14 protein-coding genes are annotated in these 15,289 nt (G+C 71.5%); 5 read left to right on the forward strand and 9 right to left on the reverse strand.

Features of this window, described 5'->3' with window-relative positions; genetic code table 11:
* Positions 1-124: 124 nt before the first annotated feature.
* The 3 genes from CRP27_RS11255 to CRP27_RS11265 form a co-directional block, all read right to left on the reverse strand.
* Positions 125-1,486, reverse strand: a complete 1,362-nt coding sequence (locus tag CRP27_RS11255) for a PhoH family protein (protein WP_176505564.1) — start codon at positions 1,484-1,486, stop codon at positions 125-127.
* A gap of 296 nt (positions 1,487-1,782) precedes the next feature.
* Positions 1,783-2,892 carry an aminotransferase class V-fold PLP-dependent enzyme gene (locus tag CRP27_RS11260; RefSeq protein ID WP_097180739.1) on the reverse strand — a complete coding sequence of 370 codons (1,110 nt, stop codon included), beginning with the start codon at positions 2,890-2,892 and terminating at the stop codon, positions 1,783-1,785.
* A gap of 67 nt (positions 2,893-2,959) precedes the next feature.
* On the reverse strand, positions 2,960-3,745 hold the full coding sequence (locus tag CRP27_RS11265) for an isoprenyl transferase (RefSeq protein WP_176505565.1): 786 nt from the start codon (positions 3,743-3,745) through the stop codon (positions 2,960-2,962).
* Positions 3,746-3,820: 75 nt separating this feature from the next.
* Between CRP27_RS11265 and CRP27_RS11270 the strand changes: the two genes are divergently transcribed.
* Positions 3,821-4,528: a hemolysin III family protein gene (locus CRP27_RS11270; RefSeq protein WP_097180740.1), complete on the forward strand. Its 708-nt coding sequence runs from the start codon at positions 3,821-3,823 to the stop codon at positions 4,526-4,528.
* A 101-nt stretch (positions 4,529-4,629) separates the two neighbouring features.
* Here the strand turns inward: CRP27_RS11270 and CRP27_RS11275 are convergent, their stop codons facing one another.
* Complete coding sequence (locus tag CRP27_RS11275) at positions 4,630-4,923, reverse strand: hypothetical protein (RefSeq protein ID WP_097180741.1); 294 nt, start codon at positions 4,921-4,923, stop codon at positions 4,630-4,632.
* Positions 4,920-5,810: a mycothiol conjugate amidase Mca gene (gene mca, locus CRP27_RS11280; protein ID WP_097180742.1), complete on the reverse strand. Its 891-nt coding sequence runs from the start codon at positions 5,808-5,810 to the stop codon at positions 4,920-4,922. The genes CRP27_RS11275 and mca overlap by 4 nt, the downstream gene beginning before the upstream one ends.
* Between mca and CRP27_RS11285 the strand changes: the two genes are divergently transcribed.
* Together CRP27_RS11285 and greA are read left to right on the forward strand one after the other, a co-directional pair.
* On the forward strand, positions 5,811-6,347 hold the full coding sequence (locus CRP27_RS11285; protein WP_176505566.1) for a DUF4307 domain-containing protein: 537 nt from the start codon (positions 5,811-5,813) through the stop codon (positions 6,345-6,347).
* Positions 6,348-6,414: 67 nt separating this feature from the next.
* Positions 6,415-6,903, forward strand: coding sequence for a transcription elongation factor GreA (greA, locus tag CRP27_RS11290; RefSeq protein WP_097180744.1), 489 nt, complete (start codon positions 6,415-6,417; stop codon positions 6,901-6,903).
* Positions 6,904-7,066: 163 nt separating this feature from the next.
* Here greA and ilvA read toward each other — a convergent pair whose 3' ends face one another.
* Entirely contained in the window at positions 7,067-8,311 is a 1,245-nt protein-coding gene (ilvA, locus tag CRP27_RS11295; RefSeq protein ID WP_097180745.1) for a threonine ammonia-lyase, read from the reverse strand.
* 45 nt (positions 8,312-8,356) lie between these two features.
* The gene (locus CRP27_RS11300) at positions 8,357-9,622 is read right to left on the reverse strand and encodes an AI-2E family transporter (RefSeq protein WP_255257549.1); all 1,266 of its coding nucleotides are present in this window, start codon (positions 9,620-9,622) and stop codon (positions 8,357-8,359) included.
* Between the two features lie 94 nt (positions 9,623-9,716).
* Here CRP27_RS11300 and CRP27_RS11305 point away from each other — a divergent pair, with 94 nt between their 5' ends.
* Entirely contained in the window at positions 9,717-10,976 is a 1,260-nt protein-coding gene (locus tag CRP27_RS11305) for a winged helix-turn-helix domain-containing protein (protein WP_097180747.1), read from the forward strand.
* A 176-nt stretch (positions 10,977-11,152) separates the two neighbouring features.
* On the opposite strand, the gene CRP27_RS11310 is transcribed toward CRP27_RS11305, so the two are convergent.
* On the reverse strand, positions 11,153-12,055 hold the full coding sequence (locus tag CRP27_RS11310; protein ID WP_097180748.1) for a M48 family metalloprotease: 903 nt from the start codon (positions 12,053-12,055) through the stop codon (positions 11,153-11,155).
* A gap of 21 nt (positions 12,056-12,076) precedes the next feature.
* Complete coding sequence (locus CRP27_RS11315) at positions 12,077-12,658, reverse strand: LemA family protein (protein WP_176505567.1); 582 nt, start codon at positions 12,656-12,658, stop codon at positions 12,077-12,079.
* A 232-nt stretch (positions 12,659-12,890) separates the two neighbouring features.
* On the opposite strand from CRP27_RS11315, the gene CRP27_RS11320 reads away from it, so the two are divergent.
* Positions 12,891-15,263: a hypothetical protein gene (locus tag CRP27_RS11320; protein ID WP_097180749.1), complete on the forward strand. Its 2,373-nt coding sequence runs from the start codon at positions 12,891-12,893 to the stop codon at positions 15,261-15,263.
* The last annotated feature ends 26 nt before the right edge of the window (positions 15,264-15,289 follow it).

A 15,289-nucleotide genomic window follows, 5' to 3' on the forward strand; every position in this document is an offset into this window, starting at 1 on the left:
CCGGCGCACCGCCCCCGGCACTCAGCCGCACAACCAAAGTCACCCCGAACCACAGGTATCCGTGGTTCGGGGTGACTTTGGTTGTGCAGCAGCGGAACGCACCAGGAGCGCCCCGCCGGCCGCGCTACACCAGGTCGGGCGAGTCGAGCATCTCGGTCACCAGCGCGGCGATCGCGGACCGCTCCGAACGCGTCAGCGTCACGTGGGCGAACAGCGGGTGCCCCTTCAGCCGCTCGATGACCGAGGCGACCCCGTCGTGCCGACCGACCCGCAGATTGTCGCGCTGGGCGACGTCGTGTGTGAGGACCACGCGGGAGTTCTGACCGATCCGGGACAGCATCGTGAGCAGGACGTTGCGCTCGAGGGACTGCGCCTCGTCGACGATCACGAACGCGTCGTGCAGGGAGCGCCCGCGGATGTGCGTCAGCGGGAGCACCTCGAGCATGCCGCGCTCGACGACCTCGTCGAGGACGTTGTCCGACACCAGGGCACCGAGCGTGTCGTACACGGCCTGCGCCCACGGGTTCATCTTCTCGGACGCGTCGCCCGGCAGGTACCCGAGCTCCTGCCCACCCACGGCGTAGAGCGGGCGGAACACCATGATCTTCTTGTGCTGCTGCCGTTCGAGCACGGCCTCGAGTCCGGCGCAGAGCGCGAGCGCCGACTTGCCCGTACCGGCGCTGCCGCCGAGCGACACGATGCCGATCTCCGGGTCGAGCAACGCGTCGATGGCGAGTCGCTGTTCGGCGGAGCGGCCGCGGAGGCCGAAGACCTCACGGTCGCCGCGCACGAGCGCCACCGCTCCGGCGGTGTGCACCCGACCGAGGGCCGACCCGCGCTCGGAGTGGATGACGACACCGGTGTTGACCGGGACGCCGTCGAGCTGCGACGAGCGGATCTCCTCCTGCTCGTACAGGTCGGACATCTGCTCGCCCGACACCTGCAGGTCGGTGATGCCGGTGTAGCCGGAGTCGACCGCGAGTTCGGCACGGTACTCCTCCGCCGCCATGCCGATCGAGGACGCCTTGACGCGCAGGGGCAGGTCCTTCGAGACGACGACCACGTCGAGTCCGTCGTTCTTCAGGTTGGAGGCGACCGCGAGGATCCGCGAGTCGTTGTCGCCGAGCTGCAGCCCGGACGGCAGGACGGACTGGTTGGAGTGGTTCAGCTCGACCCGGAACGAGCCGCCCTCGCCGATCGCGATCGGGAAGTCGAGCCGTTCGTGTTCGATCCGCAGCTCGTCGAGGAGCCGGAGCGCCTGCCGGGCGAAGTACCCGATCTCCGGGTCGTTGCGCTTGGACTCCAGTTCACTGACGACCACGACGGGCAGGACGACCGCGTGCTCCGCGAAGCGGAACAGAGCCCGCGGATCGCTGAGGAGCACCGAGGTGTCGAGCACGTACGTGCGCTGGGCGACCGATGTGGACGAGTCCGCGGTGTGCTGCTGCTGTGTTCCGCGAGAGACGTTCTGAGAGGTCACGACCACTCCATCCCCGGGCCGCGCTCGGCCCGGTCCATGTCCTCGAACGCGGCCGTGGAGCGGGTCCCGAAGCACCGACTGTGGCCGCTTCGATCGGGCGCGGTGCCCGATGGGGACAAGCTACGTCCGACCCCCGACACGACACCAGCGACACGCGGTTTCCCGAGTTACGGTCACGTGAACAACGCGGCCGAGACTCGGTGGCGCTGCACCGAGACTCGGGGCACGCGACAGTTCTCGGGCCCCGCAGCGCGAGAAGTGTCGTTCCGGCCGAGTCTCGCGGCAGCGATACCCCGCAGCCGCTACTGCATCGTGGCGTACGACAGGCAGGCGTCGCGGAACATGTCGAGCGTCTCGTCCGTCGTGGACGCGAAGACCGACACGCGCGCGACGCCGAGCCGCGTGGTAGCGGTGACCCCGTGGTTGTGGAACGCGGCGGACAGCGCCGTGAGGCGCCCCTGCGGCGGCCGCAGCACCACGATGCCGGCGCGCTCCCGCGGGTCGCGGCTGGACTCCACGGACAGCCTGAACTCGTCGGCGATGTCGAACACCCGCTCGACCCGGTCGGCCACGCGCTCCTGGACGGCGGCGACCCCGACGGCCGTCAGCCGGTCGAGCGACACGGCCATCCGGGCCTGCGCGACGGGGTCGATGCGCGTCATCTGGAAGCCGGCGGCACCCGGGCGGACGGCCGGGACCTCGGTCGGCCAGCCGGTCGTGCCGTGCGGACCGGACAGCGCCGGACGAAGACGGTTCAGGGCACGGTCGCTGAAGGCCGTGAACCCGGTCCCCCAGCCGGCGTGCAGCCACTTCTGGCCGCCGGTCGCGACGACGTCGGCGAGCTCGTAGGGGGCGTCGACGACGCCGAAGCCCTGGATCGCGTCGACGATGAGCAGGCGTTCGCCGATGACCTCGCGGATGGCGGCGAGGTCGGCGAGGTACCCGGTCTGCCAGTCGACCAGCGAGACGGCCACGGCCGTGATGTCGTCCGACAGCCGCGACCCGATGAGCGACGGCGTCATCCAGCCGGCACCGGACTCGACGACGACGGGCTGCACGCGGCCGCCGGTGGCGGAGGCGGCGCTGGCGAGGGCGAGCGGCATCGACGGGTACTCGTCCGCCGCGACCAGGACGCCGCCGGTCAGGCCGAACGCGGTGTGCAGCAGGCCGGGCGTGGTGGCGGTCTGCGAGACGACCTGGTCCTCGCGTCGGCCGACGAGCCGCGCGGCGACGGTGCGGACCCGGGCGTCCTGTTCGTCGAGCGTCTCCATGGCGCCGAAGCGCATGTGCTCCTGGATCGTGCCGAGCACGCGCTGCTCCTCGAGGACCGCGGTCTGCACGGGACCGAACGCAGCGTGGTCGAGGTAGCCGGGCTCCTCAGCGAAGCCTGCGGCGTACTCGTCGATGTTCACAGGGGCAACCTTCCATGGGACGAAAACCCTGTGAGTCTACTGGGACGTCACCGCTCGGACGAACCGACTATCCGCCGAAGCGTCGTGAGCGCAACCCGAAGTCGCGGACCGCACGGAGGAAGTCGACCTCGCGCAGGTCCGGGTAGAACGCCTCGACGAAGTAGAACTCGCTGTGCGCGCTCTGCCACAGCATGAAGTCCGACAGCCGCTGCTCCCCCGAGGTCCGGATGACCAGGTCGGGGTCGGGCTGCCCCTGCGTGTAGAGGTGGTCGCCGATGAGCTCCGGCGTGAGCACCTCGGCCAGGGTGTCGAGCGTGCCGCCGCCCTCGCCGTGCGCCTGCACGATGCTGCGCATGGCGTCCGCGATCTCCCGGCGTCCGCCGTACCCGACCGCGAGGTTGACGTGCAGCCCAGTGTGGTCCGCCGATCGGGCCTCGGCCTGCGCGAGGGCGTCGACGAGCGCCGTGGGCAGTCCCTCGTTCGACCCGACGTGCTGCACCCGCCAGTCCCGGTGGTCGGCGAGCGTTCCGGCCAGGTCGGCGATGATGCCGACGAGCTGCTCGAGTTCCTCGCCGCCACGGCCCGTGAGGTTGTCGGACGAGAGCAGGTAGAGCGTCACGACCTCGATCCCGAGGTCGTCGCACCAGGTCAGGAACTCGGGGATCTTCGCGGCGCCGGCCCGGTGACCGTGTGCGGCGGACTCGAGTCCGAGCTGCTTCGCCCAGCGCCGGTTGCCGTCCACGATCATGGCGACGTGCTTCGGCTTCGCCGCGTCGTCGATCTGCCGACGGATGCGGCTCTGGTAGGCGCGGTAGAGGATCCCTCGTCCTGCCCATCCCACCGTGCCGGTCACGGAACGAACATAGTGCACCGCACCTCGGAAGGGCGTGTTCGGCGTTCGTTCGGCAAGGGCCCCTACGGTCGGACCATGCAGGCCGAGAACGACACCGGGACGCTCCCCCACGTCCCCTTCACCGAAGAGGCTGCGAGCACCGCTCCGGAACCCCGACCGGCCTGGCGCGGGTGGATCCACCTCGGCGCGTTCCCGTTCGCGATCGCGATGGGCATCGTGCTGATCGCCCTCTCCGGTTCCCCCGCCGCGAAGGTCGGCAGCGCCGTGTTCATGGCGACCTCGCTCGCGATGTTCGGCGTCTCGGCCACCTACCACCGGTTCCCGTGGGGCCCGACGGTCAAGGCCGTGCTGAAGCGCATCGACCACACCAACATCCTGCTGCTCATCGCCGGCACGTACACCCCGGTGGCGATCTGTGCGCTGCCGCACACGCTCATGGTCGTCGTGCTCTGGGTGATGTGGTCCGGAGCGGCGCTCGGCATCGCGTTCCGGGTGCTCTGGATCGGGGCGCCGCGGTGGCTGTACGTGCCGATCTACCTCGTGCTCGGCTGCGCGGCGCTCGGGCTGCTGCCCCAGTTCTTCGCCGCCAGCGTCCCGATGACCGTGCTGATCCTGTCCGGCGGTGTCGCGTACATCCTCGGCGCGCTCGTGTACGGCTTCAAGCGTCCGAACCCGTCACCGACGGTGTTCGGCTTCCACGAGGTCTTCCACGCCCTCACCGTCGTCGCGTTCGGCGCGCAGTGGGTCGGCGTGCTCCTGGTGGCCCTGCACCCGGTCCGCTGACGCGGGCGGTCGTTCCTTCCCAGAACGCTCGCGGTACCAGGTGGTTCCGGGCGTACCGGGTCGTCCGTGCGGACCAGGTACGCCCGATTCCGCGGCGGCGTCTAGCCGCGCTCGGTGTCCTCGCCGACGTCGGCCCGGCCGTCCTCCGCCGCACGACGCTCCGGCTCGTCCGTGGCCGCGCCGTTCACCTCGGCCTCCAGTCGCTCGCGGATCTCGGACCGGTAGCGCGTCCGGCGGATGCGCCGGGTCATGTCGATGACGAGCAGGATCGTCACGACCGCGACGAGCGCGATCGCGATGAAGCCCGCGACGCCCGGCGTCACGTCCACGTCGGGGACCGTCGAGGTCGGGCTCGGGCTGGGGGTGGCGGCGAGTACCGCCGTGATGGTGCTCACGCAGTGGTGTCCTTGTCGGCAGGGATCCCCGCGAAGAGGTCGGACTCCGGCGTCGACGTGGGCACGCGGGCCTCGACGAGCTCGTAGTCCTCGGTCGGCCACACCGTCGCGAGGAGGTCGTTCGGCCAGTAGAAGAAGGCGCTGTCCGGCGGCACCTGACTCGCGTGCGCCCGGAGGGCGGCGTCGCGGGCGTCGAAGAACTCGTGCACGTCGACGTGGGTCGTCGCGAGGTCCGGTCGGTCGGCGAACCGCTCGACCCACTCGCGGAGTTGCTCGACGGCCGGGCTGTCCGGGTCGCGTTCCCGCAGCGCCTCGAAGACCGTGCGGAAGCGGCGCGGGTTCATGGTGCGCTCGTAGTAGAGCTTCGCGATGGACCACGGGGCACCGGCGGTCGGGTACGCGGACGGGTCGGCAGCGGCGGACCACGCGGCCATCGACACCTCGTGCGTCCGGATGTGGTCCGGGTGGGGGTAGCCGCCGTTCTCGTCGTAGGTGACGAGCACGTGCGGCCGGAAGCGCCGGATCACGCGGACGAGCGCCTCGGTCGAGTACTCGAGCGGCACCGTCGAGAAGGTGCCGGGGCGCACGACCTCGCCCTTCTCGGCGTCCGGCAGGCCGGAGTCGTGGTAGCCGAGCCAGACGTGGTCGATGCCGAGCGCGGCCTGCGCTGCGGCCATCTCGGTGCGGCGGTACCCGGCCATGTCGCGGTGCGCCCTGCTGGTCGCAGGTTCGCCGAGCTGCTCGTTGAGGATGTCCCCGGCCTCGCCCCCGGTGCACGACACGACCAGCACCTGGTTGCCCTCGGCCACGTACTTCGCCGCCGTCGCTGCTCCCTTGCTCGACTCGTCGTCGGGGTGGGCGTGGACGGCCATCAGGCGGTACGGCACGTGGGGATCCTCACTCGGTCGCGCGGCGGACGCGGGCAGCGCACAGCGACACGTGAACTACCCTGGGATCAGGATAATCACCCCGGGAGCCCCGAACTGTCCGAACCGCAGCACCCACCGGCACCTCAGCCGTCCGCCAGCACCACCGCGACGCTGGACGACCGCTACGGCCGCACCCCCGGACGCGCCCGTCGGACGCGGCTGATCGGGATCGTCGCCGCCGCTGCCGTCGCCCTCGTCTTCATCGTCTGGGTGATCTGGGCGGGGCCGGGGCAGACCAGCCACGGCCTCGACACCGACGACATCGGGTACCAGGTCGTCTCCGACCACGAGACCGTGGTGCACTCGCAGATCTCGGTCGACCCGGGGACGGCTGCGAAGTGCGCCGTGCAGGTGCTCGACAAGTCGTACACGATCGTCGGCTGGAAGGAGATCCGGGTCCCCGCGATCGACCAGCGCACCCGCAGCGTCAGCACACCTGTGAAGACCGTGTCCCGCGGCGTCACCGGGTTGATCCACGACTGCTGGGTTCCCTAGACTGCTGTGATTCGCGGACAAGACCGGCCACACCGGCCGGTCTTGTTCTTTGCTGAAGGGATTCACGATGAGCAACGACACGCAGGTCACCTGGCTGACCCAGGAGGCACACGACCGCCTCACGGCCGAGCTCGAGACGCTCTCCGGTGCTGGTCGTCAGGAGATCGCGGACCGCATCGAGGCCGCTCGCGAAGAAGGCGACCTGAAGGAGAACGGCGGCTACCACGCTGCGAAGGACGAGCAGGGCAAGATCGAGGCCCGCATCCGTCAGCTCACCGAACTCCTCAAGAACGCGACCGTCGGCGAAGCGGACTTCGACGGCACCGTCGAGCCCGGCACCGTCGTCACCGCGGTCATCGCCGGTGACGAGTCGACCTTCCTCGTCGGCAACCGCGAGATCGTGGGCGAGGGCTCGGACCTCACCGTCTACAGCCCCGTCAGCCCGGTGGGCGCCGCGATCGTCGGCCTCCGGCCCGGAGCCAAGACCACGTACACCGCGCCGAACGGCAAGGAGATCACCGTCGAGGTGACGAACGTCGAGCGCTACGTCCCGTAGGTCGCGTGCCCTGCGGGCGACCACAGGCGGACTGGAGGTGGGCCCCACCCGCCGGTACCGGCGTGACGCGCCAGCGGCACGACGGCCGTGACGGGAGGGACGGTGCGAGCTGGCACCGCGCCTCCAGTCCGTCCTGGGGTCTGGTCTCAGTGCTGGTCTGGAATCAGTGCTCCAGTAGCTCCGGACGGAAGCCCACCTCGCGCAACCGGTGGATGACCTCCTGCGCGTGCTCCGGGCCGCGCGCCTCGATCGAGAGGTCGAGCGCGACCTCGTTGATCACGAGGCCCTGACCGTGTCGGGTGTGCAGCACCTCGACGACGTTCGCGCCCGCGTCGGAGATGACCTGCGAGACCCGTGCGAGCTGTCCGGGGCGGTCCGGCAGCATGATGCGGATGCCGATGTAGCGCGACGCGGCGACGAGACCGCGGGTGATCACGCGCTCCATCATGAGCGGGTCGATGTTGCCGCCGCTCAGCAGCACGACGGTGCGTCCCGTGTCGCGGACGGCGCCGGACATGATCGCCGCGACGCCGACCGCGCCGGCGGGCTCGACGACGAGCTTGGCGCGCTCGAGCAGCACCAGGAGAGCTCGGGCGACGTCGTCGTCGGACACCGTGACGATGTCGTCGACGAGGTCGCGGATGATCGGGAAGTTCAGGTCGCCGGGGCGCGCCACGGCGATGCCGTCCGCGATCGTCGGCTTCGTGGTGACCGTGACCGGCTCGCCGGCCTCGAGCGAGCTCGGGTAGGCGGCAGCGTTCTCGGCCTGGACGCCGATCACGCGGATAGGGCGTCCGAGGCGCTCGGCGACGCCCTTCACCGCGAGGGCGATGCCGGCGATGACCCCGCCGCCACCGATCGGCACGATGACGGTCTCGGCGTCCGGCACCTGGTCGAGGATCTCGAGGCCGAGCGTGCCCTGGCCGGCGATCACGGCGGGGTGGTCGAACGGCGGGATGAACACGGCGCCGGTCCGGGCCGCGAAGTCCTTGGCGGCGCTGAGGGCCTCTTCCACGGAGTGGCCTCGCAGGACCACCTCGGCGCCGTAGTGCCGCGTGGCCTGCAGCTTCGGCAGCGCGACCCCGACCGGCGTGAAGATCGTCGCGGGGATGCCGAGCTCACGGGCGGCGAGGGCGACCCCCTGGGCGTGGTTGCCCGCGCTCGCGGCGACGACTCCCGCGGCACGCTGTTCCGGGGTGAGCGTCGACAGGCGGTTGTACGCGCCGCGCACCTTGTACGCACCGGTCCGCTGCAGGTTCTCGCACTTGAGGTGCACCGGTGATCCGAGCAGCTCCGCGAGGAACTGCGACGTCTCCATCGGGGTGACCCGAGCGACCCCGGCGATCGTCTCGCGCGCCTTCTCGATGTCGTCGAGCGTGGGAATCAGCTGCGGAGTCGTGTCGGTCACCGTCCCATCATGGTCGGTCGGAACGCTCGTGACGAACCCGTGACGTCAGTTGGTGCTGGCAGTGTCCTCAGCCGCGGTCGGTTCCGGCTTGCTGCCCGGTGCGGGGACCGGGTCGCCGATCTTGTGGCGGCGGCCCCGGCGGAGCTGGAGTTGCCCGTGCTGGCCGCGCTTCGGGGTGGCTTCGAGCACGTGCTCGGAGTCGAGTCCGCGCCACCGGCCGCTCGCGATCGTCATGACCATGGTGTTCACGGTGGCGATCAGCGGCACGGCGAAGAACGCTCCCGCGATGCCCGCGAGCCCGGAGGCCGCCGTGACGCCCAGGACGACGGCGAGCGGGTGCACCTTGACGGCGTTGCCCATCACGAGCGGCTGGAGGATGTGCCCCTCGATCTGCTGCACGAGCAGGACGACGGCGAGCACGAGCACCGCAGCGAGTGGTCCGTTGAAGATCAAGGCGACGAAGACGGCCAGGAAGCCGGTGACGATCGCACCGACCACCGGGATGAACGCGCCGAGGAAGACGAACGCCGCGATCGGGATGACGAGCGGCATCCCACCGAAGAACAGTCCGACGATGAACGCACCGAGGCCGATGCCGACCGCGTCGACGAACGCGACGAAGATCTGCACCCGGATGAAGCTCGTGAGGGTGATCCACCCGGCGACGCCCGCGCCGTCGACGGTCGCGCGGGCCTTCTTCGGGAAGAGCCGGACCGCCCAGCGCCACACGTTCTTGCCGTCGATGAGCAGGAAGATCGTGGTGAACAGGATGATGAAGAGCGCCTCGAACACGTGCGTGGCGCCCGACCCGGCGCTCGCGACCCCGGACAGGATCGACGCCGAGTTGTCCTGCAGCCACTTCGTGCCGTCGTTGAGCCAGCCGTTGACGTCGCTCTGCGTGATGCCGAGGCCGGAGTTCAGGACGAGGTCCTTGATGTTCGCGTACTGCTCGACGGTCCGGTCGCGGAGCGACGGGTACGAGGCGATGATCTGGTCGACGACGAGCCAGACGAGCGCGCCGATGGCCGCCAGCCCGCCGAGCAGGCTGATCACGACCGCCAGCCACTTCGGCACGTGGTGCCGCTGCATCCAGTTCGAGATCGGCACGAGCAGCGCGGACACGACGATGCCGACGAGGAACGGGATGAGGATCTGACTGAAGATCGTCATCAGCCAGATGAAGACCGCGATCACGCCGATGACGACGAGGATCCGCCACGACCAGGCGCCCGCGATCCGCATGCCCGTCGGGACCGAGTCCTCGACCACGGGGTCGGGATGCGTCGGTTGCTGCGTTCTGCCCCATGCCATTCCTGGAGTGTACCGATGTGCTGACCGACAGGTACCGGATGCGGCATACGCCGGGGTACGGGCGCTGTCGGCGGCTGTCGGTAGCGTCAGGAGCATGGTCAGGACCACGCTCTCCGCTGCCGAGGCCCGTCGTGTCGCGCTGGCCGCCCAGGGGTTCGGCCGACCACCGGCCGACACCGTCTCGACCCGGGCGCTGAACGCCGGCTTCGCTCGGCTCGGCCTGCTCCAGATCGACTCCGTCAACGTGTTCGAGCGCAGCCACTACCTCCCGCTCTTCGCCCGGCTGGGCGCGTACGACAAGTCGACGCTCGACCGCTTGACCATGGCGAAGCGCGGCCCCTACGCCGAGTACTGGGCACACGAGGCCGCGTTCGTCGACCGCACCGACCTCCCGCTCTTCCGGTGGCGGATGGACGCCCTGCGTGACCGCGACTCGTGGCCGACCCGGGTCGAGAGCGTCACCCGGACCGAGGGCGTCCGTCGCGAACTCCAGGCGCTGCTCCGAGCCGAGGGCCCGCTGCCCGCGAGTGCCGTCGAGCACGAGTCCAACGTCCGCCGCGGGCCGTGGTGGGGCTGGAGCGACGTGAAGCTCGGGCTCGAGCAGATGTTCCGCTGGGGCGACGTCGTGAGCGCCGGCCGGTCCGGGTTCGAACGGGTGTACGCGTTGCCCGAGCAGGTCCTGCCCGCGGGGACCCTCGAGACGGCACCAGCGCGTCCCGTGGCGATCCGTGAGCTGGTCCGCCGGTCGACCCGTGCGCTCGGCATCGGCACCCGTGCCGACATCGCCGACTACTTCCGGCTCCGATCCGACGACACCGCCGCCGCGATCGCCGAGCTCGTCGCCGCCGGGGAACTCGTGCCGGTCACCGTCGAGGGCTGGGGCGAACGCGCCTGGCTGCACGCCGACGCACGGGTCCCCCGCCGCCTGACCGCCGACGCCGTCCTCAGCCCGTTCGACCCCGTCGTCTGGTTCCGACGACGGGCCGAGCGGATGTACGGCTTCCACTACCGGATCGAGATCTACACGCCCGCGCCGAAGCGGGTGTTCGGGTACTACGTGCTGCCGGTGCTGCAGGACGACCGGCTCGTGGGGCGCATCGACCTGAAGAGCGATCGGCAGCGCGGGGTGCTCCGCGTGCGGACGGCGTGGCAAGAGCCGGGCGAACGGCTCGACGCCGACCGACTGGCCGACACGCTGCGTCGGACCGCGGCGTGGCAGGGCCTGGACGGGGTGGAGGTCACCGACCGCGGCACGGCCGCCGCGGCCGTCGCGGGAGCGCTCGGCGTCGCGCTCGTGCCGCACGTCGCGGCGGACGACGCCGAGGCGACCGCGGCCCTGGAGCCGGCCGTCTGAACGGCTGGAGGCACGGGGCGGGCCCGCCCCGTGCCTCCAGGCCGTCGCGTGCGAAACGCCGCACCGCCGGCGAGACGCCGCGCGGCGGCCGAGACGCCGCCGGATCCGGCGGTGTCTCGCGCGGCTCGCGGCGTCTCGAGCGCCACGCGTCGTCTCGATCGCGCGAGACGCCGCCGTCAGAAGCGGTCGAGGCTGCCCCGCAGCCGCGCGATGCGGTCCTGCAGCGGCGGGTGCGTCGAGAACAGGCGGTCCATCACGCCCGGACGCATCGGGTCCGCGATCCAGAGGTGCGCCATCGACGAGTTCTGCGTCTGCATCGGTCGCCCGTACGCACCGAGCTTCTCGAGCGCGCGGGCCAGTCCCTCGGGGTGCCGGGTCGTCATCGCGCCGGTCGCGTCGGCGAGGTACTCGCGCTGTCGCGACACCGCAGCCTGCACGCCCGCGGCCGCGATCGGCGCGACGATGACCGCCACGATGCCCGCGATGAGCAGGATCGGGTTGTTCCCGCCGCCGTTGTCGTTGTTGCGGTTCCGCCCACCGGCGAGACCGCTGAAGATCGAGATGCGCAGGAGCACGTCGGCGATGAGGCCGACCGCGACGACGAGCCCGAACACCATGGTCGAGACCCGGATGTCGTAGTTCCTGACGTGGCCGAGCTCGTGCGCCATGACGCCCTGCAGCTCCTGGTCGTCCATGATGGCGAGCAGGCCGGTGGTGGCCGCGACGATCGCGTGCTCCGGGTCGCGGCCGGTGGCGAACGCGTTCGGCGACGGGTCCTCGATGACGAAGACCCGCGGCATCGGCATGCCCGTCGCGATGGCGAGGTTCTCCACCGTCCGCCAGAGCCGCGGCTCGGTGTTCCGGTCGACCTCGATGCCACCCGCGATCGCCGTGGCCTGCCGCCCGGCGAGGAAGTACTGCAGGACCGCGTACCCGAGCGCCACGACGAGCACGATCACGCCGATGGAGACGTTGCCGGCGAGGTACCCGCCGAGGAACCCGAGCGCCCCGATGACCAGCATGAAGACGAGGACGATCAGGACGGTGTTGCGCTTGTTCCGCGCGATGGCGCTGTACACGTCAGGACGACGCCGGGTGGATCAGAACTGGACGCGCGGCGGTTCGGCGATCGCCGCGGGCTCGGCGGTCTCGAAGAACGACGCCTCGGTGAAGCCACGGCTCTTCGCGAACGAGGAGTTCGGGAAGACGCGGATCTTCGTGTTGAGCTCGCGGACGCCGCCGTTGTAGAAGCGACGTGCGGACTGGATCTTGTCCTCGGTGTCGACGAGCTCGGACTGCAACTGCAGGAAGTTCTGGCTGGACTGCAGCTGTGGGTAGCCCTCGGCCACGGCGAAGACGCTCTTCAGGGCCTTCTGCATGTGCCCCTCGGCAACGGAGGCCGTCGAGGCGTCCCCGGCGCTGAGCGTCTCGGAGCGCGCCTTCGTGACGTCGTCGAAGACGGACTTCTCGTGGGTGGCGTAGCCCTTCACCGTCTCGACGATGGTCGGGATGAGGTCGGCCCGTCGCTTGAGCTGGACGGAGATGTCGCTCCACGCCTCGTCGACGCGCACCTTCAGGGTGACGAGCGAGTTGTACGTGACCCAGAGGTAGATCCCGACGATCACGAGGAGGACCACCACCACTCCGACGACGATCAGCGTCGTGATGAGTCCGGTGTCCATGAGGTCGTACTCCTTTGCGCGTCGGGATCCGCGGTGGTTCGGGGGACCGCAGAACGGCCGGGATCGATTGTACCGAGCAGGCACGGGTGCTCTCGTCCGCGTCGTCGGTTCACGGCCGATTCCCGAGTCGCACACACCGCGCGTTCGGGCTCGTCGGCGTGTCGCTCGGTCGGCGGACATCATCCGTTCGGCGTATTGACCCGAGCCGCTCGATCACGTGGGATGGAGGCGGATGAACACGCTGCGGGAGAACGTGGACGGACAGGCAGTCGGGGGCGACGGCCGCGTTCGGCGAACCCGTTTCACCGTGCTCGCGGGGTTCGCGGCCGCCCTGGTCGTCGGACTGCTCACGGCGGTCTCCGCTCCGGCGGTCGCGGCTGCAGTACCGCCCGCCACCGTCGCCGCAGCGCCGCCCGGCGCCGTCGCGGAGACGCCCGCGCCGACGACGACCCCGGTGCCGCAGAACCAGCTCACACCCGCACCCCCGACCACTCCGCCGACCGGACGGCCGGTGCGCCCGACCATCGCCGACCCCGGTGACATCACGAGCAGCACCGCCCGGTTCCACGGAACGGGGACGGTCGGGCACGCGCTCCGGGTCTCCGGCCCCGCCGCGACCGGGACGGCCGGGTGCTCGACGACCGTGCGCGGCGACGGTTCGTGGTCGTGCGTCGCCGCCGTCCGCTCCGGTCCGCAGCAGGTCTTCACCGTCCAGGACCGCACGAACGCCGGGGTCGGGTCCGCCAGCGCCCCGGCGTCGGACATCGTCGTCCCGCCGACCGTCACGACCGACCGCCCCACCAACGGGCCGGTCTCCGGCACCGGGTACGCCGGTGCCACGGTGACCCTCTCGGTGTCCGGATCGACGACCGACCGGACCGCGACCGTGGGTCGCGACGGCCGGTGGACGACCTCGCTCGGCGGTGCCACGCCCGGCGCCGGTGGTGACGCCCGGCCCGTCGTGACCGCGACCCAGACCGCCAGCACCGCCGCGGGCTACCGGTCCGACCTGCGCAGCGCGGCGTCGGCGCCGGTGACGATCACGCTCGACCGCACTGCGCCTGCGGCCCCGCGCATCACCGCTCCTGCTGCCGGGGACCGGGTGGGCGCCCAGCCCGCCGCGGTGTCCGGCACCGGTGAGCCCGGAGCGGTCCTGACCGTGTACGTCGACCGGGCACCGGTCTGCCGCACGGACGTCCCGACGTCGGGCCGGTGGTCGTGCTCGACCGCGGGGTCGACGCTGCTCGGCGGGACGCGGAGCATCACCGCGACGCAGCAGGACGCCGCCGGCAACTTCTCCCGGTCGTCGGCGGCCGTGCGGGTACGGGTCTCCCCGGGGTCCGGGTCGTCCGGCGAACCGACCGGTTCGTCGAGTGGTCCCGGCTCACCCGGGTCGGGGAGCGCCTCCGCGACGTCGAGCGCCACCGGGACGGCGTCGGGCAACGGCGCCGGATCCGGCTCCCCCGACGGCGGCACCACATCGACCGGCGCGACGGGCGGCACGGGGAGCGGCGGCACCGGTACGGGTACCGGCGGTTCCGGCGGCTCGGCAAGCGGGCCGGGGTCCGGCAGCGTCGGCGCCACCGGTCCGGGTGCCGGTCACGCCGGGCTCGACTGGTCCGGACCGGCCGGCGACTGGACGGCGTCCACCGCGTACGACACCACGGTCCCGACGATCCAGGCGGTGTTCTCGTGGCGGACCGTGCTCGTGGCGACGGCGGTCGCCGCCGGGTTCCTCGTGCTCGTCGCCGGTCCACTCGCGCTCGTCGCCGGCACCGTCCGCGGAGGGGTGCGCAACCCGTTCGCCGGTGTGCTCGGACGGAACCGTCCCCGTGACGAGCGGCGCCGCGGCGACGACGCCCTGCCGACGTGGGTCTCGATCGCCATCGCCGTGGCCGTCGTCGGGCTCTGCACCGTCCTCGGTGTGGGCGTCTCGCTCGAGGCCCGGTACGTCCGCCTCGCGATCGGGGTCCTGCTCGGGGCCGCCGTCCTCACCGCCACGGTCGTCCTCGCCGCGCGGTGGGCCGCCGGGTCCGACCGCCACGCCGTCGGGTTCCGGGTGTCCCCCTGGCTGGTCCTCGCGGCACTGGTCGCCTGCGCCGTGACCCGGTCGCTCGACCTGTCGCCGGCCGTGATCGTCGGTGTCGTCCTGGTTCCCGTCGGGCGCCCCGACCTCGACACCGCGGCGCTCCGGCTCGGCTCGGCGATCGCCGCGGGCGCTCGGAGCGCGACCTGGCGGTCGGTCGCCCTGCTCGTCGTCGCGGCCGCCGGGTGGGTGCTGCACTCGCTGACGCCGGGGTCCGGCTTCTGGGTCTCCTTCGTGTCCGAGTTCGCGATCACCCTGTGCGTCGGAGGCCTCGGTGCGGTGGTGGCCACCCTGCTCCCACTCACCGGGTCGGCCGGTCACGCGCTGCTCACGCAGTCCCGGGGTCGCTACGTCGCGATCGCCGCGGTCGCCGTCGCACTGACCGCCGCGGTGTACTCCGGAACGGCCGGCACCCACGTCTCCCCCGTCGCCCTGGCGGTCATCGCGGCGCTCTGCGCCGTCGCGGCCGTCGGGAGCACCCTCGTGACGCGCGGGGTCCGAACGGGCAGCCGCGCCTGACACGCCGCCCGGACTCGTCGACGGCG

Origin of the sequence: Curtobacterium sp. 314Chir4.1, from assembly GCF_900215175.1 — a bacterium.
Classification (GTDB): domain Bacteria; phylum Actinomycetota; class Actinomycetes; order Actinomycetales; family Microbacteriaceae; genus Curtobacterium; species Curtobacterium pusillum_A.

Bases quoted from the DNA above. Each gene is read 5' to 3' on its own strand.
- CRP27_RS11270 (WP_097180740.1), top strand. From the start codon at position 3,821: ATGCAGGCCGAGAACGACACCGGGACGCTCCCCCACGTCCCCTTCACC.
- greA (WP_097180744.1), top strand. From the start codon at position 6,415: ATGAGCAACGACACGCAGGTCACCTGGCTGACCCAGGAGGCACACGAC.
- CRP27_RS11300 (WP_255257549.1), bottom strand. From the start codon at position 9,622: ATGGCATGGGGCAGAACGCAGCAACCGACGCATCCCGACCCCGTGGTC.
- CRP27_RS11305 (WP_097180747.1), top strand. From the start codon at position 9,717: ATGGTCAGGACCACGCTCTCCGCTGCCGAGGCCCGTCGTGTCGCGCTG.
- CRP27_RS11315 (WP_176505567.1), bottom strand. From the start codon at position 12,658: ATGGACACCGGACTCATCACGACGCTGATCGTCGTCGGAGTGGTGGTG.
- CRP27_RS11320 (WP_097180749.1), top strand. From the start codon at position 12,891: ATGAACACGCTGCGGGAGAACGTGGACGGACAGGCAGTCGGGGGCGAC.